Raw genomic sequence first — 24911 nt, 5'->3', positions numbered from 1 at the left:
GCTGACAAGGCGAAACGGCTTGTTGGGGGCGCGGGGCTTGATTAGGACGGAGGCGCGTCTGTCGAGGATCCGCCCCATGAGCTTCAACACCTTCGGTCACCTTTTCCGCGTCACCACCTGGGGCGAAAGCCACGGGCCCGCGCTCGGCTGCACGGTGGACGGCTGCCCGCCGGGCGTGGCGATCGACGAGGCGGCGATCCAGCACTGGCTCGATCGGCGCAAGCCCGGCACCAGCCGCTACACCACCCAGCGCCGCGAGGCGGACGCGGTGCGCATCCTCTCGGGCGTCTTCGAGGGCCGCACCACCGGCACCCCGGTGCAGCTGATGATCGAGAACACCGACCAGCGCTCCAAGGACTACGGCGAGATCGCCGAGACCTTCCGCCCGGGCCATGCCGACATCACCTACTGGCAGAAATACGGCATCCGCGACCCGCGCGGCGGCGGGCGTTCCTCGGCGCGCGAGACCGCGGCCCGGGTGGCCGCCGGCGGGCTGGCCCGCGCGGTGCTCGCCGAGCTCGCGCCGGACCTCCGCATCCGCGGCTACATGGTGCAGATGGGCCCGCATGGCATCGAGGGTGCGCGCGAGATGGACGAGATCGAGAACAACCCCTTCTGGGTGCCCTCGGCGCAGACCGCCGAGAGCTGGGGCGCCTACCTCGACGGGCTGCGCAAGTCCGGCAATTCCTGCGGCGCGATGATCGAGGTCGCCGCCAGCGGCGTGCCCGCGGGCCTCGGCGCGCCGGTCTACGCGAAACTCGACACCGAGATCGCCGCGGCGCTCATGTCGATCAACGCGGTCAAGGGCGTGGAGATCGGCGAGGGCATGGGCGCCGCGGCACTGACCGGCGAGGCCAATGCCGACGAGATCTTCCTCGGCAACGACGGCGCGCCGGTCTATTCCTCGAACCACGCCGGCGGCATCCTCGGCGGCATCTCCACCGGCCAGGAGATCACCGCGCGCTTCGCGGTGAAGCCGACCTCCTCGATCCTGAAGCCGCGCGCCTCGATCACCAAGTCGGGCCAGCCGACCGAGGTGATCACCAAGGGCCGCCACGACCCCTGCGTCGGCATCCGCGCGGTGCCGGTGGGCGAGGCCATGCTGGCCTGCGTGCTGCTCGACCACATCCTGCTCGACCGCGCCCAGACCGGCGGCGCGCGCGGGGCGATCGGCTGAAGGCTTCTCCCGCGGCGCGGAGGGCGTTTTGGGAAAAACGACACGTTTTTCGGGGCTTGGTTGTGAGGGTCGGGCTTTTGTCCGGGGTGTCGGGCTGAGCTGGTTGGTTGGATTGGGGGGCTCTGCCCCCCGCCGGGCCTGCGGCCCGACCCCCCCGAGGTATTTTTGCCAAGCTGAAGGGCTGGGCGGGGCGCCTGGTGGGGCCGTGGTGCGTCGGGTGCGAGCCTGGGCTGTGGTTCTGGGCTTGGGACCTGGGAGGGGGCCGGGCCGGTGGGCTTTTGTTGGGGATCGATGCGAAGGCGCCCTTGGGGGGATTGCGCCTGGTGTGGGTGGGGCCGGGAGCGCGCCGGGGGGATGGCCCGGGACGCGCTCCGGCTTTGGTCAGGCGGGCGCTTCGGCGGGGGCGGGGGCTGTGGGCAGGCCGCCGATCTCGGTCAGGGCGCGGGCGACCTCCTCCACGCCTTCGGCGCGGCGCATCGCGGTGAAGAAGAACGGCCGCCCGGCGCGCATCCGCGTCGCGTCGCGCTCCATCACCTCGAGCGAGGCGCCGACATGCGGGGCGAGGTCGGTCTTGTTGATCACCAGGATATCCGAGCGGCAGATCGCCGGGCCGCCCTTGCGCGGGATCTCTTCGCCCGCGGCCACGTCGATCACGTAGATCGTCACATCGGCAAGCTCGGGCGAGAAGGTGGCCGAGAGGTTGTCGCCGCCGGATTCGATCAGCACCAGCTCGAGGTCGGGGAAGCTCTCCGTCAGCTCGGCGATGGCGGCGAGGTTGATCGAGGCATCCTCGCGGATCGCGGTATGCGGGCAGCCGCCGGTCTCCACCCCGCGGATCCGGTCGAGCGGCAGCACCTGTCGGCGCATCAGCTCCTCGGCGTCCTCCTGGGTGTAGATGTCGTTGGTCACCACCGCCATCGACAGGCGCGGGGCGAAATGCGCGCAGAGCGCGGCGGTCAGCGTGGTCTTGCCGGCGCCGACCGGGCCGCCGATGCCGACGCGCAGGGGGCCATTGGGAGAGGTCATATGCGGTCCTTTCGTCAGGAGCGGAAAAGCTTGGTCTCGAGCGCCTCGTGGCGCATGGCGGCGATGTCGAGCGCGGGCGCGAAGCCGCCGATCTCGTCGAGCGTGGCGGACTGCGCGGCCCGCGCGGTGGCGGCGATCCGGGGTGTGGCGCCCGCGATGGCGGCCTGACCTTCGCCCTGGCCCAGCGGCACGAGCCGCATGGCGGCCCCGGCATAGGTCTGGACGGCGGCCATGAGGCAGGCTTCGAGCGCCGCGCCGGGATCGAGCCGCAGCAGGTGCACCGCCCGCCCCGCGGCCACCGGATAGGCCATGTCGGGCAGGTCGAGCCCCCAGACCCGCCGCGCGGTCGCGGCGAAGGCGGCACCGGTCAGCGCGGTCTCGCGGCGGCGGTGGGCGGCGCCCGAGAGCGCGGCGGCCAGCTCGGCCAGCGGCGCCGGCTCCGCGCCTTCGGCGGCCCGGGCGAAGAGTACCGCGTCGCTCCAGCCCGCGCCGTGGCTCAACCAGTCGGCCAGCCAGGCCTCGAGGTCCGCGCCGGAGGTCAGCCGGGCCTCGGCGACCAGGGTCTCGAGCCCGTGGGAATAGGCGAAGCCGCCGGTCGGGAAGGCGGGCGAGAAGAGCTGGTGCAGGACCAGCCCGGCCTCAGGCATGGGCGTGATCCCCGGGGCCATGCGCGTGGGAGTGGTCGTGCCCATGGGTGCGGCCATGGCCATAGGCGCCGCCCTCGGGGGTGAAGGGCTCCTCCACCGCGCGGGTCTTGGCGCCGAGGCGGGCCAGGAGGTCGGCCATGACGTGATCGCGCTGGATCAGCAGGCGGTGGGTCTCGATCTGGCAAGGCGTGTGGCGGTTGCCGATGTGCCAGGCGAGCCGCACGAGGTCGGCCCCGGTGATCTCGAGGAGCGGCTCGGGCGCGGCGGCGATGGCGACCTCACCCGCCTCGGTCAGGAGCACCCCGCCGGCCTCGAGCGAGGTGGTCTGCGCGAGGTCCACGAGCAGCGCCCGCCCGTCATCGAGGCGGATCACCCGGCGGCGCAGGAAGCGGCCCTCGTAATCGAGGGTGACCCGCCCGATCGGGGCGGCATGGGCGTGGGCGTGGTAGGCGCGGGCGGTCAGATCGGTCATCGGGAGGCTCGGGTTGGGGGTTGGGATATGGGTTGGGGCGGTTGGCAAACGGTGGGGATCGGGACGGGACGGTTGGCAAACGGTGGGATCGGGACGGAACTGAGGGTGCGAGGCGGAACGGACGGTCAGGTGACGATCAGAGCGGGGCGGCGGTGTCGGGCTCGGATCGCGGCGGGTTGCGGATGGAACGGCGCGGCGGGCGGCGGATCGAAGCGGGACGGCGCGCGGGTCATCACGCATGCGCCCCCAACCCACGGCGCCGCTCAGAACAGGAAATACCGCTGCGCCATGGGCAGCTCGGCGGCGGGCTCGCAGGTCAGGAGCTGCCCGTCGGCGCGCACCTCGTAGGTCTCGGGGTCGACCTCGATCTTCGGCGTCGCGTCGTTGAGCAAGAGGTCGGACTTGCCGATGCCGCGGGTGCCGCGCACCGCGACCACCTCCTTGGCGAGGCCCAATGCGTCGCCCACCCCGCGGGCCTCGGCGGCGGCCGAGACGAAGGTCACCGCGGAGCGTTCGACCGACCGGCCGTAGGCGCCGAACATCGGGCGGGAATAGACCGGCTGCGGCGTCGGGATCGAGGCATTGGGGTCGCCCATCTGCGCCATGGCGATGGTGCCGCCCAGAAGCACCATGTCGGGCTTCACCCCGAAGAAGGCCGGCGACCAGAGGCAGAGGTCGGCGCGCTTGCCCTCCTCGATCGAGCCGATCTCGTGGCTGAGACCATGGGCGATGGCGGGGTTGATGGTGTATTTCGCCACGTAGCGGCGGACGCGCAGGTTGTCGTTCTCGCCCGTCTCTTCCGGCAGGCGCCCGCGCTGTTTCCTCATCTTGTCGGCGGTCTGCCAGGTGCGGATGATCACCTCGCCGACGCGGCCCATGGCCTGGCTGTCCGAAGCGATGATCGAGAAGGCCCCCATGTCGTGCAGGATGTCCTCGGCGGCGATGGTCTCGCGGCGGATGCGGCTTTCGGCGAAGGCCACGTCCTCGGGGACGCGCTTGTCGAGGTGATGGCAGACCATGAGCATGTCGAGATGCTCTTCCAGGGTGTTCACCGTGAAGGGCCGCGTGGGGTTGGTCGAGGAAGGGAGCACGTGTTCCTCGCCGCAGATGCGGATGATGTCGGGGGCATGGCCGCCGCCCGCGCCCTCGGTGTGGAAGGCATGGATGGTGCGGCCCTTCATGGCGGCCACGGTCTGTTCCACGAAACCCGATTCGTTCAGCGTGTCGGTGTGGATCATCACCTGGACGTCGTGATCCTCGGCGACGCTCAGGCAGGTGTCGATCGCCGCGGGCGTGGTGCCCCAGTCCTCGTGCAGCTTGAGCGCGCAGGCGCCGGCCTCGACCTGTTCGACCAGCGCGCCGGGCAGCGAGGCGTTGCCCTTGCCCGCGAAGGCGAGGTTCATCGGGAAGGCGTCGGCGGCCTGCAGCATGCGCCCGATGTGCCAGGGCCCGGGGGTGCAGGTGGTGGCCAGGGTGCCATGGGCGGGCCCGGTGCCGCCGCCGAGCATGGTGGTCAGGCCCGAGTGCAGCGCGTCCTCGATCTGCTGGGGACAGATGAAATGGATGTGGCTGTCGAAACCGCCGGCGGTCAGGATCCGTCCTTCACCCGCGATGACCTCGGTGCCGGGGCCCACGGTGATCTGCACGCCGGGCTGGGTGTCGGGGTTGCCGGCCTTGCCGATGCGCGCGATCCGCCCGTCGCGCAGCGCCACGTCGGCCTTGTAGATGCCGCTGTGGTCGAGGATCAGCGCATTGGTGATCACCGTGTCCGGGGCGCCCTCGGCGCGACTGGCCTGGGACTGGCCCATGCCGTCGCGGATCACCTTGCCGCCGCCGAATTTCACCTCTTCGCCATGCGGGCCGGTCAGGTCACGCTCGACCTCGATGATCAGGTCGGTGTCGGCGAGCCGCAGCTGGTCGCCGGTGGTGGGGCCGAACATGGCGGCGTGATCGGCGCGGGAGATGGTGGCGGGCATGGGCAGGGCCTTCCGTGAGAGACCCCGCGAGCCTTGCCCCGCGCCGGGGGGCTGTCAAACCGGAGGGCATTTTCGAAAAGCCCCCACCGGAACGGCAAACGCCTGGCAATATTGGAAAATATCGCCAGGCGCCTGATCGGTCGGGGCACCCCGCGCGAGGCGGTGTGCCCATTTTTTCAGCAGATGCTCAGACCGGCGTCGCGTGGGTGCGGCGCGGCGGCAGGCCGGGCGGCGTCGCGGGCTGGCGACGGCTGCCGCGGGGGCGGGCCGGGGTCAGCTCGACCAGCCGGGCGCGCTCCAGCGCCTCGGCGCGGGTGGCGCATGGCGCGGTCTCTTCCGACGCCTCCTTCGGCGGCTCCTTCACCGTCGGGCGGATTCCCCAGACCGCTTCCGCCGACGAGGCCGCCATGGCATCGAACATGATCTGCGACATCTTGATCTGCTGGCTCCAGATCGCCCCCGACCAGGCGAGCCAATTGCGCGTCGCATCCATCGCTGTGAACATCCGTCTTATCCTCCCTTTGACGGTGGTTCCCTTGGCGGAGGCGCGGATCGGCGCCCCCTGCCCCGCGCCGCCCGGGCTGGCGGCGCGCGGCGTTCTTATCCGCCGTCCAGGATCCCCCTGAGATCCTCGGTCCGGCGTTCGGTCAGCCGCGCGAGGCAGCCGAAGCGCAGAAGCGGCTGCATCGAGCCGCCGCGCGCCATGTAGCTTTCCGCCTCGCAGGCCGCGTCGCGGAAGGGGATCCAGGCGCGCTGCGCCTGGCGCATGGTCTCCTCGGCCGGGGCCGCCCCCTCGGGCAGATATTGGTCCCAGCGACGTAACTCGGCGATGACAGCGCGCCAGACGCGGTTCAGCTCGGCATCGGCGGCGTCATAGGCGCGCGCGGCACAGAGGTTCATGTCGCGCTGGGTCATGGCATTGGCGCAGTCCACCTCCTGGGCCGCGGCCCGTCCCGGCAGGAGCGCCGCGACAAACGCGGCCAGCCCAAGGCCCTCGCGACGCATCTAGAGCGGCCCCATGACCTGGGCGTTGAAGCCGAAGACCCGGCGCGCGCCGGCATAGGGGATCAGCCGCACCTCGCGGCGCTGGCCCGGCTCGAAGCGCACCGCGGTGCCCGCGGCGATGTCGAGCCTGTGGCCGCGCGCGGCGGCACGGTCGAAGTCGAGCGCGGGGTTGGCCTCGGCGAAATGGTAATGCGAGCCCACCTGCACCGGCCGGTCGCCGGTATTGGCGACCATGAGGGTGATCGGCGTGCGGCCCTCGTTCAGCGTCAGATCGCCGGCGGCGGTGAGGATCTCGCCGGGGATCATGGCCGCCCCCGGTCCCGGCGCGTGTCGCGGCGCGGGCGCGGCTGGCGCAGCTCGGTCCGGGCGAGCACCCCGGCCAGGGCCAGGACCGCCAGCGCGGCGGTCACCGCAAGCCAGCCCGCGCCGTCGTGAGGGTGCAGATGCGCGCCCTCATGGGCGAAGGCGGGACCGGCCAGAAGGGCCGCGGCGGGGATCAGAAGGTGACGCATCGTGGGGCTCCTTGCAGGCATACTAGCGGATCGGGTTGTGAACGGTGACAAGTTTTGTGCCGTCGGGGAAAGTTGCCTCGACCTGCACCTCGTGGATCATCTCGGGCACGCCCGCCATGCATTGCTCGGCGGTCAGGACCTCGGCGCCGGCCTGCATCATCTCGGCGACGCTGCGGCCGTCGCGGGCGCCCTCGACCACCGCGTCGGTGATCAGCGCGATGGCCTCGGGGTGGTTGAGTTTCACGCCGCGCGCGAGACGGCGGCGGGCCACCTCGGCGGCCATGGAGACAAGCAGCTTGTCCTTTTCGCGGGGGGTCAGGTTCATCGTGTCACAGCATCCAGGGTCGGGGAAGATCGGCCGCGCAGGCGTCGCGCAGCAAGGGCAGAAGGGTGTGGCGCAGCTCGAAGCCATCGGGCGCCAGAACGCGCGCGACCACCAGTCCAGGCAGGGGGGAGGAGATCCCCGCCGTGACCGGCAGCCGCGCCCGGAGCGCCGGGAGCTGCCCCTCGGCGCCCGGTGCCGCGATGACCAGGGTGGCCATCGCACGGGCTCCGTCGGCGACGCCGGGCTGGGCCAGGGCCGCGGCGGCATCGCCATTCAGCGCCAGGCGGTCGGCATGGATCAGCGCGCCGCCGCGGCGTATGTCGATGCGGTCGCGCAGGGCCAGGCGGCGGACCTCCTCGCCCATGGCCGCGCGTCCGAAGATCAGCGTCTCGACCCCGAGGAAGCGCGCGTCCTCGGCCATCTCGACGCTCAGGCGCCGGTCGAGCGCGGCGCCGTCGAAGAGGATCGTCTCCTGCGGCAGCCAGTCGAGCCGCGCGCCCGGCGCCAGCGTCAGCCGCGTCTCGACCCGGCCCGGCGCGGGACCTTGCGCGCGGTAGATCCGCTCCGCCGCCTGGCTGGTCAGCGTCAGATGCGCGCCGGGTTCGGCCCCGGCCTCGAGCGTGAAGGCGTCGCCCCCAGTGATCCCGCCCGCGGTGTTGAGCCAGGTCGCCGAGAGCGCCCCGCCCGCCCCATGCGGGAAGAGCAGCCGCAGCGAGCCCTCCTGCCGAAGCGCCGCGATCCGGCTCGCCCCTCCGCGCAGCCGCGCGGTGATCCGCGCCCGGCCACGGGCCCGCTGCCGGGCCGGTCCCGGGGCGTCATCTGCCAGATCGTAGGGAATCGTCACGCTCCAAAAGTCACCCCGAAAGCTGAGCGCGCCCGGCGCGGCGGTTGCAAGCGCGGGCACCCCGCCCGGGGGGCCTGTGGCAAATTCACAAGGACGCTGCACAAAAAACAGTCAGGGCGGGCGGATCGCCGGGGCGCGGGCGGGCCATGCCGCGCGTGGGGCTCAGCCCTCCACGCCGGGTTTCGGCGGGGCGGGCGGGCTGTAGGCGCAGGCCTCGGGCTTGATGTCGAGAAGCGGCGTGCCGTCGATGCAATCGAGCCCGCGGACCAGCAGCGCCGCCCCCTCGCGGCCCACCAGCCGCACCCGCGACAGGCCGATCGGATTGGGCCGCACCGGCGAGCGCAGCGAGAAGGTGCCGCGCAGCGCCCCGTCGGATTTCGGGCTTTGCGTGACCAGGTCGCGGCGCGAGCGGTCGAGCCAGTAAAGCACGTCGAGGGCTTGATAATTCTCCAACCCGTCAAGCGCCGGGGCCCAGATCTCGTCGACCTCGAGCCGGCAGAGCGGCCCGTCGGGCACACCCTGGCGCGGACAATCGGCGCGGGTGGCAAAGGGCGTCCGGCAGCGCCCGATGAAATAGAGCCCCGCCGAGGGCGCCTCGGGCAGTTCAGCCGTGGTTTCGCCGGGCCGGATCTCGGTCATCTCAGCGCCTTTTTTCTGCCATCTGTCCTGTCTAGCGTGATCGAAACGCCCCGGTCCATCCAGGATCGGACCGGCACCTGAACCGGACCCACAGTCCGAGCCCCGCGGCTAGATCAATTTCCGCGAATATGTCCTTGCATTTAAATACATTGACCTAACGGCAGCGCATCGGCTTGCTGCGCGCGATATCGGCGCATCAGGTTTCTTAGTGCCTTTGGTTAACGAGTTTCCCCCTTCCCTCCGCAGCGGGGGGAAGGGGGCATATCACAGACCCCTGCCCGCTTGCTCCGCGCCCCCCGCCGCCGCATAGTCCGCCCCGGAGCGATCAGGGGGATAGCGGCTCGGATGCCCGAATTTCTGACGGTGCGGGAACTCGCCGAACTACTGCGGATCAAGGAGCGGAAGGTCTACGACCTGGCCGCCTCGGGGGCCGTGCCCTGCGCCAAGGTCACCGGCAAGCTACTGTTTCCCGAGGATGAAGTGCGCGCCTGGATCGCCGGGGGTCGCTCGGGCCCCGCGCCCGAACGCCCGGCGCCGCCGCCGGTCTTCCTCGGCAGCCACGACCCGCTTCTGGAATGGGCGCTGCGGCAGTCGGGCGCCGGGCTCGCGACGCTTTTCGACGGCTCGGGCGCGGGGCTTCGGCGCTTCCTGCGCGGCGAGGGCCTGGCGGCGGGGCTGCATCTGCCGGGCCCCGGGGGCCGCTGGAACATCCCCGCCGTCGAGGCCGAGGCCGCCCGCACCGACGCAGTGCTGATCGCCTTCGCACGCCGCCAGCGCGGGCTGATCCTGCGCCCCGGCATGGCGAAGGGAACGCGCGGGCTCGAGGCCCTGCCCGACCTCTGGATCGCGCCCCGCCCCGAGACCACCGGCAGCGAGAAGCTCTTTGCCACGCTCCTGGCCGAGGCGGGCCTCGACCCCGCCCGGCTGATGCGCACCGGCACCGCCCAGAGCGAGGAGGACGCCGTCTTCGCGGTGAAGCACGAGGAGGCCGACACGACCTTCGGCCTCGAGGCGCTGGCGCGGACGCATGGGCTCGATTTCCTGCCGCTGGCCGAGGAGCGCTTCGACCTGCTGGTCGACCGCCGCGCCGCCTTCGAGCCGCCGCTGCAGGCGCTGTTCGAGGTGATGCGCTCCGAGGCCTTCCGCGCCCATGCCGGGCAGCTCGCGGGCTACGACGTCCGCGAGGCGGGCACGGTGCGCTGGAACGCGTGAGGGGTGGGGGGCGGAGGTCGGCGCTAGGGGGTAAGCCTTTGATTTAAATTCGGATCTAAGGCTCTCCCGCCACCCGTTGCGCCGGCTTTCAAAGCAGCCATCAACGCCAGCCCCCCCTCACACCGCCAGGTGCCGCGCCGTGACCTCGGGGGCGGCGTCGAGCTCCGCGAAGCTGCCCTCGAAGACCACCCGGCCGTGGTCGATCACCGCCACGCGGTCGGCCACGGCGCGGGCGAAGGGCAGCGCCTGTTCCGACAGAAGGATGCTCAGCCCCGCCCGCTTCAGCCGCAGGATCGCGCGGGCCATCTCGGTCACGATCACCGGGGCGATGCCCTCGGAGGGCTCGTCGAGCAAGAGGCAGGCGGGGTTGCCCATCAGCGTCCGGGCGATGGTCAGCATCTGCTGCTCCCCGCCCGAGAGCGCCTTGCCGCGCGCCTCGGCGCGTTCGGCAAGGTTCGGGAACAGCTCGAAAAGCGCCTCTTCCTGCCAGTGCGGCAGCCCCTCGCGCGGCTTCTGGCGACCGGTCTCGAGGTTCTCGCGCACCGTGAGCTGGGTGAAGATACGCCGCTCCTCGGGGACATAGCCGAGCCCGGCGCGGGCGACGCGATAGGCCGGCCAGCCGGTGATCTCCTGCCCGTTCAGCCTCACCGAACCGCGCGCCAAGGGCAGCATCTGCATCGCCGCCTTGAGCGTCGTGGTCTTGCCCGCGCCGTTGCGGCCCAGAAGCGCCACCACCTCGCCGCGGCCGAGCCGCAGCGACAGGCCCTGCAACACCTGCGCCTTGCCGTAGAAAACCTCTGCGCCCGCGATCTCAAGCATCGGCCAAGGCCTCCGGGTCGAGCCCGCCGCCGAGGTAGACCTCGCGGACGCGCGGGTCGGCGCGCACCGCCTCGGGCGCGCCCTCGGCGATCAGCGCGCCGCGGTCGAGCACCATGATCCGCTCGGCATGGCCGAAGACCACGTCCATGTCGTGCTCGGTGAAGAGGATCGTCATGCCGGTCTCGCGCGCGATGCGGGTCACGGTCTGCATGAGCTCGCCGCGCTCGCCCGCGGCCATGCCCGCGGTGGGCTCGTCCATGAGCAAAAGCCGCGGCTCGAGCGCCAGCGCGATGGCCAGCTCCAGCCGCTTCAGATCGCCATAGGCCAGGATCGCGGCGGGCCGCTCGGCGACCTCGGCCAGCCCCACCGTCTCGAGCAGCGCCTGCGCCTCGGCGCGGTAGAGCCGGGTGGCGAAGCCGCGCAGGCTCAACCCCCGGCGGCGGTGCGCCAGAAGCGCGGTCTGCACGTTCTCGATCACCCGCATCGAGGCCCAGGTGCCAGTGATCTGGAAGGTCCGCCCGACGCCGCGCCGGGCGATGCGCGCCGGGCTCAGCCCGGTGATCCGCCGCCCGTCGAAGCGCGCCTCGCCCGCGGTGGGGCGGGTCTCGCCCATGAGCATGCGGAAAAGCGTCGACTTGCCCGCGCCATTGGGCCCGATCAGCGCCTGGATGTCGCCGGGCGCAAGCGCGAAGCTCACCCCGTCGACCGCGCGCAGGGCGCCGTAGTGGCGCGACAGGCCCCGGACCTCGAGCAGCGCGCTCATGGCCGCGCCCGCGCCCAGAGCGCCCGCGCCGTGCCGACCAGCCCCTGCGGCGCCAGCGTCACGATGAAGAGCACCACCAGCCCCAGCGCCAGGCGCCAGTAGTCGAAGCGGGTCAGCCAGTCGACGCCGGCCTCGAAGACCGCGCCGCCGACCCAGCCGCCCGAGAGCGTCTTCACCCCGCCCAGGAACACCACGATCAGCGCGTCGAAGCTGCGGGCGATCTCGAGCTCGTTGGGAAAGACCGAGCCCTTGGCGAAGACGAAAAGCCCGCCCGCGAGCCCGGCCATGGCGCCCGCGAAGGTGAAGGCCGCCCATTGCAGCGCGCGGGTGTCGAATCCGGTGGCCGCCGCCCGGGGGGCGTTGTCGCGCGCCGCGCGCAGCGCGTAGCCGAAGGGCGCATGGGCGGCGTGGCGCAGGGTCAGGATGCCGCCGACCGAAAGCGCGAAGGACAGCAGGTAGAAGACGGTGTTGCTGTCGGCCCAGCGCGCGGGCCAGATGCCGATCAGCCCGTCCGAGCCGCCGGTCACCCCCGCCCATTGCCAGACCAGCGACCAGAGGAGCTGCGCGAAGGCCAGCGTCAGCATGGCGAAATAGACCCCGCTGGCGCGCAGCGCGACAAAGCCGATGCCCAGCGCCAGCCCGCCCGCGATGAGCGGCGCGAGCAGGAGCGCCAGCTCCATCGGCGCATCCGCGTGCCGCACCAGGAGCGCCGCGGCATAGGCCCCGCCGCCGTAGAAGGCCGCATGGCCGAAGCTCACCAGTCCCGCCTGGCCCAAGAGGAAGTGCAGCGAGGCGGCGAAGAGGCAGAAGATCGCGATGTCGGTGGCCAGGACCAGCGCGAAGGGCGAGCCGTAAAGCGGCAGTGCGGCCAGCGCGGCGAGCGCCAGCCCGACCGCGAGGCGCATCCTGCCTGACGCCGGGGCGATCGGGTCCTCGGGCGGGCCGACCTGGCCCAGCTCTCCGGCGACCTCCTCGCGGCCCAGCAGCCCGAAGGGCCGCCACATCAAGACCGCGACCATGACCACGAAGGTCAGCGCCAGGGTCGATTGCGGCAGGTAGCTCACCCCGAAGACCCCGACGACGGAGATCAGCACCGAGGCCAGATAGGCCCCGGGCAGCGAGCCCATGCCACCCACCACCACGACCACGAAGACCGAGGTCAGGATGGTGAAATCCATCAGGAGGTCCGCCCCGCCCTTGGGCAGTTGCAACGCGCCGCCAAGGCCCGCCAGCGCGCAGCCCAGCGCGAAGGTCGCGGTGAAGAGCCAGCGCTGGTTGACGCCCAGCGCGCCGACCATCTCGCGGTCCTGTGTGGCGGCGCGGACCAGGATGCCGAAGCGCGTCCGGGTGATCAGCGCCCAGAGGCCCAGCGCCACCAGCGGCGTCAGCGCGATCAGCGCGAGGTCGTATTTAGGCACCGGCTCGCCGAGGATGCGCACCACCCCGCGCAGCCCCGGGGCGCGCGGGCCCAGAAGGTCCTCGGGGCCCCAGATCATCAGCGCCAGGTCCTGCACGATCAGGATCACCCCGAAGGTGGCGACAAGCTGGAAGAGCTCGGGCGCGGCATAGACCCGGCGCAGGATCACGATCTCGACCAGCGCGCCGATCAGCCCGACGCCGAGCCCGGCGAGCAGGATCGCCCCCCAGAAGCCGAGGCTGCCCGGCAGCACCTGCATGAGGCTCCAGCCCAGGTAGGCCCCGAGCATGTAGAAGGAGCCATGGGCGAAGTTCACGATCCGGGTGACGCCGAAGATCAGCGACAGGCCCGAGGCGACCATGAAGAGCGCCCCGGCATTGGCAAGCCCGGTCAGGATCTGCGCGAGGATCAGGCCCATCGGGGGGTGTCCCTTCGGCCAGGAGGCGGGGGGTTACTCGGCGGCGCGGCGGCTCTTCACCTCGGCGTCCTCGGGCAGATAGGCCGCGCCGTCGCGGTAGGCCCAATCGACCATGACGCCCGCGCCCTCTTCAACCGCAGTGGTGCCGACGAAGGCGCCCATGGTCGACTGGTTGTCGATCTCGCGGTAGGTGACCTCGCCCACCGGGCCGGTGACGCTCAGACCTTCGAAGGCGGCGCGGATGGCCTCGGGCGCGAAGCTCTCGGCGCGCTCGAGCGCGGCGGCGACCGAGAGGCCGGTCATATAGCCCACCAGCGAGCCGTTCTTCGGGCTTTCCTCCCAGCGGGCGGTGTAATCCGCGACGAAGTCGGCGTTGGCGTCACCCTCGAAGGCATACCAGGGGTAGCCGGTGACCACCCAGCCCTCGGGGGCCTCGGCGCCCAGGGGCTCGAGGTATTCCGGCTCGCCCGAGAGCAGGCCGAAGACCGCGCGATCTTCGAAGAGGCCCCGGTCGGCGCCCTCGCGGACGAACTTGGCCAGGTCCGGGCCGAAGGTGACGTTGTAGATCGCATCGGGCTTGGCGCGCTCCAGCGCCTGCACCTCGGCGCCGGCGTCGATCTGGAAGAGCTGCGGCCATTGCTCGCCGACGAACTCGACCTCGGGCTTGAGCGAAGTCAGCACCTCCTTGAAGGCCGCGACCGCGTCCTTGCCGTAGGCGTAGTTCGGCGCGATGGTCGCGAAGCGCGTGGCCTCGGTCTTGGCGGCCTCCTCGGCGAGCATCGCCGCCTGCATGTAGGTCGAGGCGCGCAGCCGGAAGGTCCAGGGGTTGCCCTCGGACCAGACCAGCGCATCGGCCAGCGGCTCGGAGGCCAGGTAGACCCAGCCCTTGCGGTCGGCGAGCGAGGAAATCGCCAGCCCGACGTTCGACAGGATCGAGCCGGTGAGCATCACCGCGCCCTCGCGGGTCATCAGCTCCTCGGCGATGCGGATCGCCTCGCCGGGCTCGCCCTGGTCGTCGCGGTAGATCACCGCGATCTCGCGCCCTGCGATGCCGCCCGCCGCGTTGACCTCCTCGATGGCCATCTCGTAGCCCTTGCGATAGGGCTCGGCGAAGGCGGCCATGCGCTTGAAATGGTTGATCTCGCCGATCACGATCGGACCGTCATCCTGGGCGGCGGCGGGCAGAGCGAATGCGGCCAGCACGGCTGCGGACAGGGCGGTGAAGGTTCTGCGGAACACGGGGCGGTTCTCCTCTGGGGCCTCGGGCTGGATCGGTGGCCCGTGTTTACGGCGGTCATCGGCCCGGATGTAAAGCCCCAAAACGGCGTCAATTGCCCGCACGGGCTTTCCAAAAGGCGGCAGGGCTGCTTGTTTCGGAGCCATTGCACCCCGAGGAGACCCCCAGTGACCGCATCGACGCAGAAACTCGCCGACACGCCCGAGGGCCCCTTCTGGTGCATCGACATCGGCGCCGGGGCGCTCTCCGCGCGGATCGTGAACCGCGGCGCGGCGCTGACCGACCTGCGGCATGCGGGCGTCGCGCGGCCGCTGGTCCTGGGGCTCGCCGATCCCCTGGGCTATCTCACCGACCGCGAGTTCCTGGGCGCGGTGGTCGGCCGGGTCGCCAACCGCATCGCGGGCGCGCATGTGAGGCTCGAGGGCCGCGACTATCCGCTGGTGCCGAACGAGGGGCCCAACATGCTGCACGGCGGGCCGGGCGGCACCTGGGGGCGGCTCTGGCAGCTCGAGGAGGCCTCGGCCGAGGCGGTGACCCTGTCGCTGGTGCTCGAGGACGGCGACATGGGCTTTCCCGGGCGGTTGCACCTCGAGGCGCGCTATTCCTGCGCCGGCGAGCGGTTGAGCCTGGAGCTCACCGGCCGCGCCGAGGCGCCGACCTTCTGCAACCTGGCGAGCCATCTTTACTACCTGCGTCCGCCCGGCACCCGGCTGCAGGTCCCCGCCGAGCACTACCAGGCGGTCTCCGAGGGCATCCCCGTGGGCGACCCCGTGCCGGTCGAGGGCGGTTTCGACTTCCGCACCCCGGTGCCGCTCAGCGATCCGATCGACCACAACCTGTGCCTCGCCCGGCATCGCGGCCCCTGCCGCGAGGTCGCCCGTCTCCTGACGCCCGACGCCCGGCTGGTGCTCTCTTCGACCGAACCGGGGCTGCAGGTCTACGACGGCCGCCACCTCGACCTGCCCGGCGGCCACGCCGGCGCGCGCTACCGCGCGGGCGAGGCCGTGGCGCTCGAACCCCAGGCCTGGGTCGACGCCCCGAATCGCGCCTGGGCCGACCAGGTGCGCCTGGACCCGGGCGAGCGGTATCGGCAGGAGACGTTGGTCGAGGTGCTGCCGGGCGGGTGAGTGTGGCGGGCTTGGCTGGGTGGGCCGACTTGGTGCGTCTGGACCCGGGCCAGAGGTATCGGCAGAAGACGGTCGTCGAGCTGCTGCCAGGCGGGTGAGTGTGGGGCCGGGCTGTTGGGCAGAACAGGTGCGCCTGGACCCGGGCCAGAGGTATCGGCAGGAGACACTGGTTGAGATGCCGCCGGGCGGGTGAGTGTGGGAGCCTGGCTGGGTGGTTGCGGCTGGAAGCGCCACACCACAGCTTGCCCCGTCGCTCGGACCACGCCTCACCCCCAAAGCCTCCCCCAACACCCTCACACCCCATCCCACCAGAGGGCGCGCGCCGGACCGGGGGCCGGCGCTGCCGACCTCCGAACTAGGCGCTTAATCCCCACAAGGTCAGGACTAGGCGCATGCTAAGCACGCCAACCCAAGGAGCGCCGGCCCATCGGGCCGGTCCGGCGCGCGCCCGGCACCTTCGGTGCTATTCGGGCGCAAGAAGGGGATGAGTGGAAATTGGACGTGCTCAGTGAGCCGGGAATGTGCAGAATGCCGCGCGTGAAAGGAGACGTTGTAGGACCTCGAAGCACCGAGCCGCGTCCGGCCGTGGAGCAACGCTCCGAAACGGCACCGCTCAGAAAGGAGCCCTAAGCACCGTCCCGCAAAAGTTCAGTCAGGCGCAGGACGCAATGCCCCACGACCTTGGAGCCGAGAGAGACCGAAAAACCCGCGGGCATCGAACCGAGCCCGACCGGCTCAGGCCCCTTCCGCTCAAAGCACAGCCCAACACGAACACCCGATACAGCTCCTAAGCCGCCCCCCTCAAACCTCCACGATCTTCCCCGGGTTCATCAAATTCAACGGGTCCAGCGCCCGCTTGATGTCCGCCATCACGTCCAGCGCGTCGCCGTGTTCGTCGCGCATGTAGCGCATCTTGCCGCTGCCGATGCCGTGCTCGCCGGTCACCGTCCCGCCGAGCTCCAGCGCGATATGGCTGACCTTGGAGGCCAGGGCCCGGGCGGCGGCCAGCTCCTCGGCGTCCTCGGGGTCGACCAGGATCGACAGGTGGAAATTGCCGTCCCCGACATGGCCCACCAGCGGCGCCACGAGGCCCGCCTCGGCGATCAGCGCCTTGGTCCGGGCGATGGCCTCGGCCAGCGCCGAGATCGGCACGCAGCTGTCGGTGACCACGCCCTGGGCGCCGGGGCGCAGCGAGCGGGCGGCGTAATAGGCGGTGTGGCGCGCCTCCCAGAGGCGGGTGCGCTCCTCGGTGCGGGTCGCCCACTGGAAGTTCGCGGCGCCGTAGTCGGTGGCGATCTCGCGGAAGCTCTCGACCTGTTCGGCGACGCCCGCCTCGGTGCCGTGGAACTCGAGGAACAGATGCGGCCGCTCGGGCAGGCCCAGGTCGGGGTTGTAAAGCGCCATGCCGCGCATCTGCACCTCGTCCAGAAGCTCGATCCGCGCCATCGGCAGGCCCGACTGGATCGCCAGGATCACCGTGTCCACGGCCGCGGCGATGTCGGGGAAGTCGCAGGTCGCCGCCGAGATCCGCTCGGGCTGGCCCACGAGCCGCAGGGTCAGCTTGGTGATGATCCCGAGCGTGCCCTCGGAGCCCACGAAAAGATGCGTCAGGTCATAACCCGCCGAGGATTTCCGCGCCCGGGTGCCGGTCTCGATCACCCGCCCGTCGGCCAGCACCACCTCGAGCGCCAGGACGTTCTCGCGCATGGTGCCGTAGCGCACCGCGTTGGTGCCCGAGGCCCGGGTCGCGGCCATGCCGCCGAGCGTGGCATTGGCGCCGGGATCGACGGTGAACATCAGCCCCGTGGCGCGCAGCGCCTCGTTCAGCTCCTTGCGGGTGAGGCCGGGCTCGACCACCACGTCGAGGTCCTCTTCGTGGACCTCGAGGATGCGGGTCATGCGGCTGGTGTCGATCGAGATCCCGCCTTTCACCGGCACCACGTGGCCCTCGAGCGAGGAGCCGATGCCGAAGGGCACCACCGGGCAGCGGTGGGCATGGCAGGCGGCCATGATCCGGCTCACCTCCTCGGTGGTCTCGGGGAAGGCCACGGCGTCGGGCAGATGCGGGGTGGCATAGGCCTCGTCGCGGCTGTGCAGCTCGCGCACCGACTGCCCGGTCGAGAGCCGCTCTCCGAGCAGCTCCGACAGCTCCGCGATGAGCGCGCCCCAGGCGCCGCCCTGTCCGTCCATCATCTCTGGTCCTCCCTCTGCGGTCTCGGCGCAGAGCCTAGCAGCGCCGGGAGGCGAGGGAAACGGGGCCTCAGAGCCGGCGCAGGTAGCTCTGCGAGACGTAGCCCGTCATCTCCGGCGTGCGTTCGAGCGCCACCCGGCACCAGCGCACCCCGCCCTGCTGGTCGCAGTCGCGCACCTGCACCAGCGTGCCGTTCGGCAGGCCGGTATAGACGTCGAACCCGGTGCCCGGCCCGGCGCGCAGCTTCAGCATGTCGCCCTCCTCGACACCGTAGACCACGGAGAGCCCGCGCTCGCCCGCAAGGCCCGTGCCCGGCGCCTGGCAGCCCGCGAGGGCGGTAAGCGCAAGGGCGCTGAGGATGAGATTGCGCATGGGGTGGGTCTCCTGCTCTTTGCCGTCTTTTCCTTGGTGTAGCCGGTTGGTCGGCGGAACGGAACATGGGGTTGGTGGTGGCCGGGCGCACGGGCGGAGGGTCTGGCGATTTTGCGCGCGGATTTCGGGCTTCGGTGAGGGAATGCCGGAGCGGAGGTGGGCCGGGAATGACGGTCCGTTTCCCTCGGGCAGCTTGGCGCGCCTTTGACCCGCTCTCACCCCCGCCCCACCCCCGCCCCGACCGCAGGCGCGGCAGAAAGGACAACACCCCGCGCCCAAGCGCCCTGCCACCTTGCAGCGCGCTTTTGCAAAGCCCCGCGCCGCGGCTATACTTTCCGTGATTTTTCAAGGGCCGGGCCGTGAGAGGCCCCGCTTGGACCAGTGCGGAGCCCGGCGCGACGCGCGCATCGTCCCGGTGGATGCCGGGCGACAAGGGAAACAGGTGCCGCATGGCTCGCACGAACAGCCCCTTCGACACGGTGAAGCCCGACGCCGACTACGCCCGCCCGCGGCTGAAGTCGGGCGTGCGCCGCGCCGCCGATGCGCCGGCCCGGGGCCTCGCGCGTGGCGCGCGGGAGCCCGCGCTGGCGCTGCGCAACCCCGAGACCGGGCGCAGCATCCGGCTGAGCGGCCCCGAGGCGGCGCTGCTCGAACAGGCCGACGGGAGCCGCGATCTGGCCGCGCTGCACGCCTGCCAGCCCGAGGAGGGCGCGCTCGACCCCGAGGCCGTCATGGCCTTCTTCCGGCGGCTGAGCATCATGGGCTTCCTGGCCTCCGAGGCCGAGCGCGAGAGCCCCGAGCCGGCCGCGCGCCCGCTCCTCGAGCGGGGCGCCGCGCTGCGCGGTCGGGCGCCGCGAGGAAGTGCGGGCGGGCTTGCCGCGCGGACCGGGTCGGGCGGGGCGACGGCGGGGGCCGGGGCGGCTGAGCCCGGGGGCTCTGGTCCGTCCGAAGCGGCTGGCACGGGAAGCCGCCCGGCGCGGCTCGAGACCGCCAAGGCCAAGGCGCAGAAGACCATGGAGGCCCGCCGCCGCCACCAGGCGCGGAAGCAGGCGGAGGAAGAGGCGGCTTCGGCGGCCAAGCCTGCCGAGGACGATCAGCGGGCGGAGGTGCCGAGCGCGGAGCACGGCACTTCGGGGGAGACGACCCCGGTGTCGGATGCGGCGCCCGAGGCGGAGCAAAGCGCGCAGGCGAAAAAGGGCTCTGAGGCCGCGGCCAAAGCGGCACAGACCGGCGATGCGACGAAGGCGCAAACCGGCGGGGCGACGTCGCCGGATGAAGCTCCGCCTGCGACACCGGACGAGACCAGCGCCGCCTCCGAGACTAGTGACTCCACCCCGGCCAAACCACCTCGCGGGCGCGGGGCGGCGCGGTTGCGCGCGGTGCCGACCTCGCCTCGGCGGGAGAAGACCGAGGGGACGGAAAGCGCGGCAGTCTCGAAGCAGGCATCTGCCGAGACGGTGCGATCGGCCTCGCCAGTGACGCCCGTGGCCGGAACGGACGAGTCCGAAGCCCCCGCTGACCGATCCCATGGATCGGGCCGCAATCGGACGAGCGGCGCGGCGACGAATACGGACAGCCCGTCGCGCGGCGCGGGCAGCGCCCGGGGCGCTGGCGCGCCCGGGACCGGCATCGACGGATCGCGGGCCTCTGGCACTGGCCCAGGCCAGACCGGCACCAACGGTCCGCAGGCCACAGGCGCTGAGGCGCGTGGCACCGACGGCCCGAAAGCGACCGGCACGGCCCAACAGGCTCCCGCGCTCGATCCGCTTCAGACCGTCACCGCCACCCTGCGTCCGGCAAGCGCCGCCGAGGCGGCGGAGGATATCGAGGCGGATGTCGACGCGCTCACCGCGGAACTGGCCAATGACTTCGGCATGGATCTTGTCGGACGGCCCGGCGAAGGCGCCGGCGGAGAGCCCGCCGGGGGCCGGATGGGCGGCGAGGGGCAGCGGCTCCGCGCGCTTCTGGCGGCGCGGCAGGGCCAGGGCGGCATGGGCGGCGGCTTTGGCGGCGGCATGGGCGGTGGTCTCGGCGGCATGGGTGCGGGCATGGGCGGCGGCTTTGGCGGCGGCATGGGTGCGCGCGGCGGGCTTGGCGCGGGCATGGGTGGCATGGGCGGCGGGCTCGGTGCCATGGGCGGCCTCGGGGCCGGCATGGGTGCGGGCATGGGCGGCGGCTTCGGCGGCATGGGCGGCATGGCCGCCCAGCAGCCCGGCCCCGAGGAGGGCCCCGCGCGGCTGCCGCTCTTCAACCCGCAGGCGCTTCTGAAACTGCTCTACATCGCCTTCTACCCCGCCAAGTTCCTGTTCTGGGCCCTGGTGCCGCTGGTGCTGATCGCCGGCATGACGATCTTCCAGAACTGGGAGCCGCTGATCGCGGACATCTACGCCGCCCTCGGACAGGTCTCGCGGCTCTGGGTGCTGATCGGCGCGGCGGGCATCGTGAACCTGGTCTCGCGGCTCGCCCAGGGGGTGGCCATCGTCGCCCATGGCGGGCGGGTCTCGCGGCTGGGGGTGACGCTGATGCTCGGCATCCTGCCGCGCTTCTACGTCGACACCAGTGCGGTGCGGATGCTCGACCGGCGCGGCCAGCTCTGGGCCCATGGCGCGCCGCTCCTGGCGCGGCTCGCGACCTTCGGCTTCGGCATGCTGTTCTGGGCGGTGACCCGCGACAGCGGCACCTGGTTCGCCGACATGAGCCTGATCGCCGCCAAGATCGGCCTGATCGTCTTCGTGCTCTCGGCCCTGCCGCTGATCCCCGCCGAGGGCCAGCGCTGGATGGCGGTCTATTTCAACGACCCGCGGCTGATGCCGAAGACGCTGGCCGCGCTGCGCCATGTCTTCTTCCGCCGCCCGCTGCCGCCCTTCGTCGGGCGCGCCGACCTCGGGCCGCTGATCTTCTTCGGGCTGGCCACCGTGATCACCTCGGTCGCGGGGCTGACGGCGCTGGCGATCTACGCCGCCATCGCGCTCGAGCGCGAGCTGGGCGGCATGGGGGTGTCGATCTTCTTCGGCCTGGTCCTGGCCTTCGTGATCTGGCTCCTGGCGGTCAAGGCGACGCTCGGGCGGCGGATGGCGCAGATGAGCCCGCAGATGGCGGCCATGGCCGCCGAGACCGGCCCGCGGCCGCATCCCCTGGAAGCGACGACCGGGGCCCAGGCCTCGGGCGCTGCCAAGGTGGTCTGGGCACTGATCGGCGCGGGCCTCCTGGCGGTGGCCTTCCTGCCCTATACCTACGAGGCCGGCGGCCAGGTCGAGATCCTGCCCGCCTCGCGCGCCCAGGCGATTGCCCGGACCGAGGGCGAGGTGATCGAGCTCTTCGTGACCAAGGGCGAGTTGGTCGCGCCCGGCCAGCCGCTGGCGCAGCTCTCGAACTGGGAACAGCTCAGCCAGCGCGACGTGACCGCGACCGAGCTGGCCGCCGCCGAGGCGAAGCTCCAGCGCCTGCGCGCCGGGGCCAAGCCCGAGGAGGTCCGCGTGGCCGAGACCCGGCTCGACAGCGCCCGGGCGGCGCTGGCCTTCTCGGAGGCGGAGCTGGCGCGGTCCGAGGACCTGGCGGCGAAAGGCACGATCAGCGGCAAGGACCTCGAAAAGGCCCGCGCGGCGCATCAGAACGACCTGAGCGCGCTGGCCTCGGCCGAGGCGAACCTGGCGCTCGTCGAAAGCGGCGCCACCGCCGAGGAGCTGGCCATTGCCGAAGCCGACGTGCAGCGGCTGCGCATCCAGCTCGCCTTCCACGAGGCCGAGGTCGCCCGCACCCGGGTCGAGGCCCCTATGGCGGGCCGGGTGATCACCTCGGACCTGGAACTGCAGATCGGCAGCTTCCTGCGGGTCGGCGACCCTCTCTTGGAGATCGAGCGGACCGAGCGGATTTCGGCGGCGATCGACGTGCCGGAGTTCGACATCACCCTGATCGCCCCCGGCGACGCGGTGCGGATGAAGGTGCGCGGCTACCAGGAAGACGAGATCGAGGGCCGGGTCGCCGCCATCGCGCCGACCGCCGAGGACAAGGGCTACGGCCGGGTGGTGCGCGTCGACGCGGTCTTCGAGAACCCCGACGACTTCCTGCGCTCGGGCACCACGGGCTACGCCAAGATCGAAGGCACCGAGATGCGCGTCTGGGAGGCCTACCTGCGCAGCATCCAGCGGTTCTTCCAGATCGAGTTCTGGTCCTGGATCCCGTGAGCCGGGCGCAGGTGGCGGGCGGGCCGGGCTGACGGTCCGGCCCCGCGCGACGCTCTGGCACATCGAGGCGAGACTCGACGGCGGCCTTCCGCAAGCGCGCCCTCGGCCCATCACCCCCCTCTTCGATCAAAGCCGCGCCGACCAGCGAGTCCGGCCTTCGGTCAGGGGCAGGCCGCCCCGTACTACCGGGCCTCGGCAAGGGGCACACCGCCCCGCATTGTCGGGCCTCGGTCGGGGTCGCGCCGTCCCGCATTGCCGGGCCTCGGTCAGGGTCGCGCCGTCCCTCAGAGGCGGTCTTCGGCCATCGCCCCCCCCCGCAACGAAAAAGGCCCCGGCGCAACGCCGAGGCCCCAAGTCTCGCGAGCTCCGCGCCTTCAGACCGCCTGCAGCTCCTCGTGCAGGAAGGCGGCCACGTCCTTCACCGCCACGTCGTCCACATAGGCGCCGTCCTTGATGAAGAGCTTCTCGAAGGGCAGCCCCTTGCGGTCGAGCTTCTGCTCCAGCGCCACGCAAAGCTGCACCACGTCGATCGACTCGAACTCCAGGTCCTCGATCAGCGTGGTCTCGGGCTGGATGCCGCCCTCGATCTCGAGGCCCCAGTCCTCGACGGTGGTTTCAAGAACCGATGTGACGGTGCTCTCCAGCGCCTTCTGCGACGTGTCGGTCATGTGCAAATCCCTTGTCTGTCAATCTCCGGTCCCTGGGACGGGGCCGGTTCCGCTTCCCCAACGGCTCTTCAGCCGGCCTTCTTCGCCGTGACCTCAAGCCAATTGCGCGGAACTTCGGAGATCTCCAGGTTGGCGAAGGCGCGCGCAACACCGGCCTGCATGCACTCGCTTGCGATGTCGACAGGGTATCCACTCATCAATACCTCCGCGAGTCCACCATAGCCGCCGACAAGCTCCAGACCGCGCTGCGAGATGGCAACAGGTGTCTGCCGCGACATGGTCACCCTGAGCCCATGCGCCTCGACCGCCTCGGCCCAGCCGGCTTCAGAAACCCATTCGGTCTGCTGGAAGGCGCGCTTCACGGTGCCGCGCTTGCGGGGCACCGGCGGCTCGCCGCGCGTCTTGCGCTCGGCGTTGAGCTCGTTCATCGCCAGCACCGCCTCTTTCATCATCTCGGTGAAGACCATCTCGGTGCCTTCGACGAAGGTGCCGGCATAGAAGACCGAGTTGAAGACGAACTGCCCGCCGGGGCGCAGCACCCGGGCGACCTCGGCCAGGAAGGCCGGGCGGTCGGGCATCATGTGGATCGCGTTGCCGATCACCACGAGGTCGATCTCTCCGTCCGCGAAGGGCAGCTCCATGGCGCTGTCGACGCGCAGGTGCACCCCGCCCTGCCCGGCCTCGGCGGCGGCGCGCCAGGCCTCGAGGCTGTCGTGGAAGCGGGCGCCGTCCTCTTCGAGACCGCGGCGCGACAGCTCGATCTGCACCGGGTCGAGGTCGATGCCGCAGACCGCAAGCCCCGGCTTCCGCTCGAGCAGCATCCGCGACAGCAGCCCGGTGCCGCAGGCCAGGTCGGCGACCCGCGAGACCGCGCCGAGGTCCACCTCGGAGACAAGCTGACGGTTCACCGAGACGTAATGATTGTCCTGCGCGTAGGACTCGTAGGTCGTATCCACTTTCGTCATCAAATCCACCTCGTTCAGATTGAAGCCTTCCCCGTCGCCGCGAGCCTTTCGCGGTCGACATACCACATCACCGTGCGTGCGATCAGATCCTGCAGCGTCCCGGTGCGGAAATGCCGGGGGTCGCCGTCGAGCTGCCGGTGCCCCGCCCCTTCCAGCACCACGAGCCAGAGATCGGCCCCCGCCTCCCCGCCGTCCCAGAAGCTGATCCGCGCGTCGTGCCGTCCGACCCGGGCGCGGCTGCGCCGGGGCGGGGCCGTGATCCGGTTGCGCCGCTTCCAGAAGTCCACCGTCGCCTCGACGCCCAAGAGCCGGCCCGCGACCGAGAAACCGGCGATGTCGGGCACCTCGCCACCCTCCCAGGGGATCAGCGGGTCGTCGGTGGCCTGGATCAGCATCATCGGCACCGGCGGGCCGGGCGGCGCGCTCTGCGCCAGGGCCTCGGGCAGGGCCGAGACCACGGCGACGCCGATGGCCGGCGGCTCGGAAAGCGCGCAGCAGAGCCTTTGGCAGAACATCCCGCCGTTCGACACACCGATCAGCGCCAGCGGCACCTCGGCGCGGTTCAGCGCCTCTTTCTGGCGGGCGTGGATCACCTCGATGAAGCCGCGGTCGCCGGGCCAGCGGTCCTCGAGCGGGGGGCGGCCGTCGGACCAATGCCGCAGCGCCTGCGGGAAGGCGATGTCGTGGCCGTAGCTTTGCAGCGCCTCGGCCAGGCCCGAGCGCAGCACGAAGCCCTGGGCGGTGCCGTTGCCCCCGTGCAGCGCCAGCACCGTGGAGCAGGCCGGCGCGGTCTCGACCGGCATCTCGGGCAGCAGGAGCGCCCGGGCGCCCCAGCGGGTCTTGATGGAGACGCTGCGCGCGGCCCGGACCGGGGCGCCGGGGCTGCCGCCCCTTTTGCCGCGCGCCGCCACGGCC

24 protein-coding genes are annotated in these 24911 nt (G+C 71.7%); 4 read left to right on the top strand and 20 right to left on the bottom strand.

Annotation, left to right across the window (positions count from 1 at the left end):
* The first annotated feature begins 76 nt into the window (after window positions 1–76).
* The gene (gene aroC / locus ACX938_RS08710) at window positions 77–1177 is read left to right on the top strand and encodes a chorismate synthase (RefSeq protein WP_459430763.1); all 1101 of its coding nucleotides are present in this window, start codon (window positions 77–79) and stop codon (window positions 1175–1177) included.
* 381 nt (window positions 1178–1558) lie between these two features.
* Here the strand turns inward: aroC and ureG are convergent, their stop codons facing one another.
* The 11 genes from ureG to ACX938_RS08655 form a co-directional block, all read right to left on the bottom strand.
* Window positions 1559–2203, bottom strand: coding sequence for an urease accessory protein UreG (ureG, locus tag ACX938_RS08705; RefSeq protein WP_459430762.1), 645 nt, complete (start codon window positions 2201–2203; stop codon window positions 1559–1561).
* A 14-nt stretch (window positions 2204–2217) separates the two neighbouring features.
* Window positions 2218–2850, bottom strand: a complete 633-nt coding sequence (locus tag ACX938_RS08700; protein ID WP_459430761.1) for an urease accessory protein UreF — start codon at window positions 2848–2850, stop codon at window positions 2218–2220.
* Window positions 2843–3322, bottom strand: a complete 480-nt coding sequence (locus ACX938_RS08695; RefSeq protein WP_459430760.1) for an urease accessory protein UreE — start codon at window positions 3320–3322, stop codon at window positions 2843–2845. The genes ACX938_RS08700 and ACX938_RS08695 overlap by 8 nt, the downstream gene beginning before the upstream one ends.
* A gap of 263 nt (window positions 3323–3585) precedes the next feature.
* Window positions 3586–5298 (bottom strand): urease subunit alpha, encoded by a 1713-nt coding sequence (ureC, locus tag ACX938_RS08690; RefSeq protein WP_459430759.1) that lies wholly within the window; start codon window positions 5296–5298, stop codon window positions 3586–3588.
* A 187-nt stretch (window positions 5299–5485) separates the two neighbouring features.
* Window positions 5486–5803 carry a hypothetical protein gene (locus tag ACX938_RS08685; protein WP_459430758.1) on the bottom strand — a complete coding sequence of 106 codons (318 nt, stop codon included), beginning with the start codon at window positions 5801–5803 and terminating at the stop codon, window positions 5486–5488.
* Between the two features lie 95 nt (window positions 5804–5898).
* Entirely contained in the window at window positions 5899–6303 is a 405-nt protein-coding gene (locus ACX938_RS08680) for a lysozyme inhibitor LprI family protein (protein WP_459430757.1), read from the bottom strand.
* Entirely contained in the window at window positions 6304–6609 is a 306-nt protein-coding gene (locus ACX938_RS08675) for an urease subunit beta (RefSeq protein ID WP_459430756.1), read from the bottom strand.
* The gene (locus ACX938_RS08670; protein WP_459430755.1) at window positions 6606–6815 is read right to left on the bottom strand and encodes a hypothetical protein; all 210 of its coding nucleotides are present in this window, start codon (window positions 6813–6815) and stop codon (window positions 6606–6608) included. Before ACX938_RS08670 ends, ACX938_RS08675 begins: the two co-directional genes overlap by 4 nt.
* A gap of 22 nt (window positions 6816–6837) precedes the next feature.
* Complete coding sequence (locus ACX938_RS08665) at window positions 6838–7140, bottom strand: urease subunit gamma (protein WP_232753979.1); 303 nt, start codon at window positions 7138–7140, stop codon at window positions 6838–6840.
* Between the two features lie 4 nt (window positions 7141–7144).
* Window positions 7145–7984 carry an urease accessory protein UreD gene (locus tag ACX938_RS08660; protein WP_459430754.1) on the bottom strand — a complete coding sequence of 280 codons (840 nt, stop codon included), beginning with the start codon at window positions 7982–7984 and terminating at the stop codon, window positions 7145–7147.
* 162 nt (window positions 7985–8146) lie between these two features.
* Entirely contained in the window at window positions 8147–8623 is a 477-nt protein-coding gene (locus ACX938_RS08655) for an SAM-dependent methyltransferase (protein WP_459430753.1), read from the bottom strand.
* Window positions 8624–8968: 345 nt separating this feature from the next.
* Here ACX938_RS08655 and ACX938_RS08650 point away from each other — a divergent pair, with 345 nt between their 5' ends.
* A complete protein-coding gene (locus tag ACX938_RS08650; protein ID WP_459430752.1) occupies window positions 8969–9835 on the top strand; it encodes a substrate-binding domain-containing protein in 867 nt (288 codons plus the stop codon).
* A 117-nt stretch (window positions 9836–9952) separates the two neighbouring features.
* Here ACX938_RS08650 and ACX938_RS08645 read toward each other — a convergent pair whose 3' ends face one another.
* Genes ACX938_RS08645 through ACX938_RS08630 form a run of 4 tightly spaced genes read right to left on the bottom strand, consistent with a single transcriptional unit; the run spans window position 9953 to window position 14491 of the window.
* Window positions 9953–10654 carry an ABC transporter ATP-binding protein gene (locus ACX938_RS08645; protein WP_459430751.1) on the bottom strand — a complete coding sequence of 234 codons (702 nt, stop codon included), beginning with the start codon at window positions 10652–10654 and terminating at the stop codon, window positions 9953–9955.
* Window positions 10647–11417 carry an ABC transporter ATP-binding protein gene (locus ACX938_RS08640; protein ID WP_459430750.1) on the bottom strand — a complete coding sequence of 257 codons (771 nt, stop codon included), beginning with the start codon at window positions 11415–11417 and terminating at the stop codon, window positions 10647–10649. The genes ACX938_RS08645 and ACX938_RS08640 overlap by 8 nt, the downstream gene beginning before the upstream one ends.
* A complete protein-coding gene (locus ACX938_RS08635; RefSeq protein ID WP_459430749.1) occupies window positions 11414–13252 on the bottom strand; it encodes an ABC transporter permease in 1839 nt (612 codons plus the stop codon). The genes ACX938_RS08640 and ACX938_RS08635 overlap by 4 nt, the downstream gene beginning before the upstream one ends.
* A gap of 33 nt (window positions 13253–13285) precedes the next feature.
* Complete coding sequence (locus ACX938_RS08630) at window positions 13286–14491, bottom strand: ABC transporter substrate-binding protein (protein ID WP_459430748.1); 1206 nt, start codon at window positions 14489–14491, stop codon at window positions 13286–13288.
* A 165-nt stretch (window positions 14492–14656) separates the two neighbouring features.
* Here ACX938_RS08630 and ACX938_RS08625 point away from each other — a divergent pair, with 165 nt between their 5' ends.
* Complete coding sequence (locus ACX938_RS08625; protein WP_459430747.1) at window positions 14657–15616, top strand: aldose epimerase family protein; 960 nt, start codon at window positions 14657–14659, stop codon at window positions 15614–15616.
* Window positions 15617–16417: 801 nt separating this feature from the next.
* Here ACX938_RS08625 and ACX938_RS08620 read toward each other — a convergent pair.
* Window positions 16418–17809 carry an FAD-binding oxidoreductase gene (locus ACX938_RS08620; protein WP_459430746.1) on the bottom strand — a complete coding sequence of 464 codons (1392 nt, stop codon included), beginning with the start codon at window positions 17807–17809 and terminating at the stop codon, window positions 16418–16420.
* 67 nt (window positions 17810–17876) lie between these two features.
* Complete coding sequence (locus ACX938_RS08615; protein WP_232753987.1) at window positions 17877–18179, bottom strand: SH3 domain-containing protein; 303 nt, start codon at window positions 18177–18179, stop codon at window positions 17877–17879.
* Between the two features lie 449 nt (window positions 18180–18628).
* Between ACX938_RS08615 and ACX938_RS08610 the strand changes: the two genes are divergently transcribed.
* Window positions 18629–22363: an efflux RND transporter periplasmic adaptor subunit gene (locus tag ACX938_RS08610; protein ID WP_459430745.1), complete on the top strand. Its 3735-nt coding sequence runs from the start codon at window positions 18629–18631 to the stop codon at window positions 22361–22363.
* A 374-nt stretch (window positions 22364–22737) separates the two neighbouring features.
* Here ACX938_RS08610 and ACX938_RS08605 read toward each other — a convergent pair whose 3' ends face one another.
* The 3 genes from ACX938_RS08605 to ACX938_RS08595 all read right to left on the bottom strand — a co-directional run bounded on the left by ACX938_RS08605 (window position 22738) and on the right by ACX938_RS08595 (window position 24907).
* Window positions 22738–23031 carry an acyl carrier protein gene (locus tag ACX938_RS08605; RefSeq protein ID WP_232753988.1) on the bottom strand — a complete coding sequence of 98 codons (294 nt, stop codon included), beginning with the start codon at window positions 23029–23031 and terminating at the stop codon, window positions 22738–22740.
* 68 nt (window positions 23032–23099) lie between these two features.
* Complete coding sequence (locus tag ACX938_RS08600; RefSeq protein WP_459430744.1) at window positions 23100–23996, bottom strand: class I SAM-dependent methyltransferase; 897 nt, start codon at window positions 23994–23996, stop codon at window positions 23100–23102.
* 14 nt (window positions 23997–24010) lie between these two features.
* Window positions 24011–24907, bottom strand: a complete 897-nt coding sequence (locus ACX938_RS08595) for a CE1 family esterase (RefSeq protein ID WP_459430743.1) — start codon at window positions 24905–24907, stop codon at window positions 24011–24013.
* Window positions 24908–24911 lie beyond the last annotated feature (4 nt).

This window comes from Roseivivax sp. (assembly GCF_054552075.1).
Note: the sequence above shows the minus strand (reverse complement) of the source record. Positions and strands in the feature narration are given on the sequence as shown.

Bases quoted from the DNA above. Each gene is read 5' to 3' on its own strand.
- aroC (WP_459430763.1), top strand. From the start codon at position 77: ATGAGCTTCAACACCTTCGGTCACCTTTTCCGCGTCACCACCTGGGGC.
- ureG (WP_459430762.1), bottom strand. From the start codon at position 2,203: ATGACCTCTCCCAATGGCCCCCTGCGCGTCGGCATCGGCGGCCCGGTC.
- ACX938_RS08700 (WP_459430761.1), bottom strand. From the start codon at position 2,850: ATGCCTGAGGCCGGGCTGGTCCTGCACCAGCTCTTCTCGCCCGCCTTC.
- ACX938_RS08695 (WP_459430760.1), bottom strand. From the start codon at position 3,322: ATGACCGATCTGACCGCCCGCGCCTACCACGCCCACGCCCATGCCGCC.
- ureC (WP_459430759.1), bottom strand. From the start codon at position 5,298: ATGCCCGCCACCATCTCCCGCGCCGATCACGCCGCCATGTTCGGCCCC.
- ACX938_RS08685 (WP_459430758.1), bottom strand. From the start codon at position 5,803: ATGTTCACAGCGATGGATGCGACGCGCAATTGGCTCGCCTGGTCGGGG.
- ACX938_RS08680 (WP_459430757.1), bottom strand. From the start codon at position 6,303: ATGCGTCGCGAGGGCCTTGGGCTGGCCGCGTTTGTCGCGGCGCTCCTG.
- ACX938_RS08675 (WP_459430756.1), bottom strand. From the start codon at position 6,609: ATGATCCCCGGCGAGATCCTCACCGCCGCCGGCGATCTGACGCTGAAC.
- ACX938_RS08670 (WP_459430755.1), bottom strand. From the start codon at position 6,815: ATGCGTCACCTTCTGATCCCCGCCGCGGCCCTTCTGGCCGGTCCCGCC.
- ACX938_RS08665 (WP_232753979.1), bottom strand. From the start codon at position 7,140: ATGAACCTGACCCCCCGCGAAAAGGACAAGCTGCTTGTCTCCATGGCC.
- ACX938_RS08655 (WP_459430753.1), bottom strand. From the start codon at position 8,623: ATGACCGAGATCCGGCCCGGCGAAACCACGGCTGAACTGCCCGAGGCG.
- ACX938_RS08650 (WP_459430752.1), top strand. From the start codon at position 8,969: ATGCCCGAATTTCTGACGGTGCGGGAACTCGCCGAACTACTGCGGATC.
- ACX938_RS08645 (WP_459430751.1), bottom strand. From the start codon at position 10,654: ATGCTTGAGATCGCGGGCGCAGAGGTTTTCTACGGCAAGGCGCAGGTG.
- ACX938_RS08640 (WP_459430750.1), bottom strand. From the start codon at position 11,417: ATGAGCGCGCTGCTCGAGGTCCGGGGCCTGTCGCGCCACTACGGCGCC.
- ACX938_RS08635 (WP_459430749.1), bottom strand. From the start codon at position 13,252: ATGGGCCTGATCCTCGCGCAGATCCTGACCGGGCTTGCCAATGCCGGG.
- ACX938_RS08620 (WP_459430746.1), bottom strand. From the start codon at position 17,809: ATGATGGACGGACAGGGCGGCGCCTGGGGCGCGCTCATCGCGGAGCTG.
- ACX938_RS08615 (WP_232753987.1), bottom strand. From the start codon at position 18,179: ATGCGCAATCTCATCCTCAGCGCCCTTGCGCTTACCGCCCTCGCGGGC.
- ACX938_RS08610 (WP_459430745.1), top strand. From the start codon at position 18,629: ATGGCTCGCACGAACAGCCCCTTCGACACGGTGAAGCCCGACGCCGAC.
- ACX938_RS08605 (WP_232753988.1), bottom strand. From the start codon at position 23,031: ATGACCGACACGTCGCAGAAGGCGCTGGAGAGCACCGTCACATCGGTT.
- ACX938_RS08600 (WP_459430744.1), bottom strand. From the start codon at position 23,996: ATGACGAAAGTGGATACGACCTACGAGTCCTACGCGCAGGACAATCAT.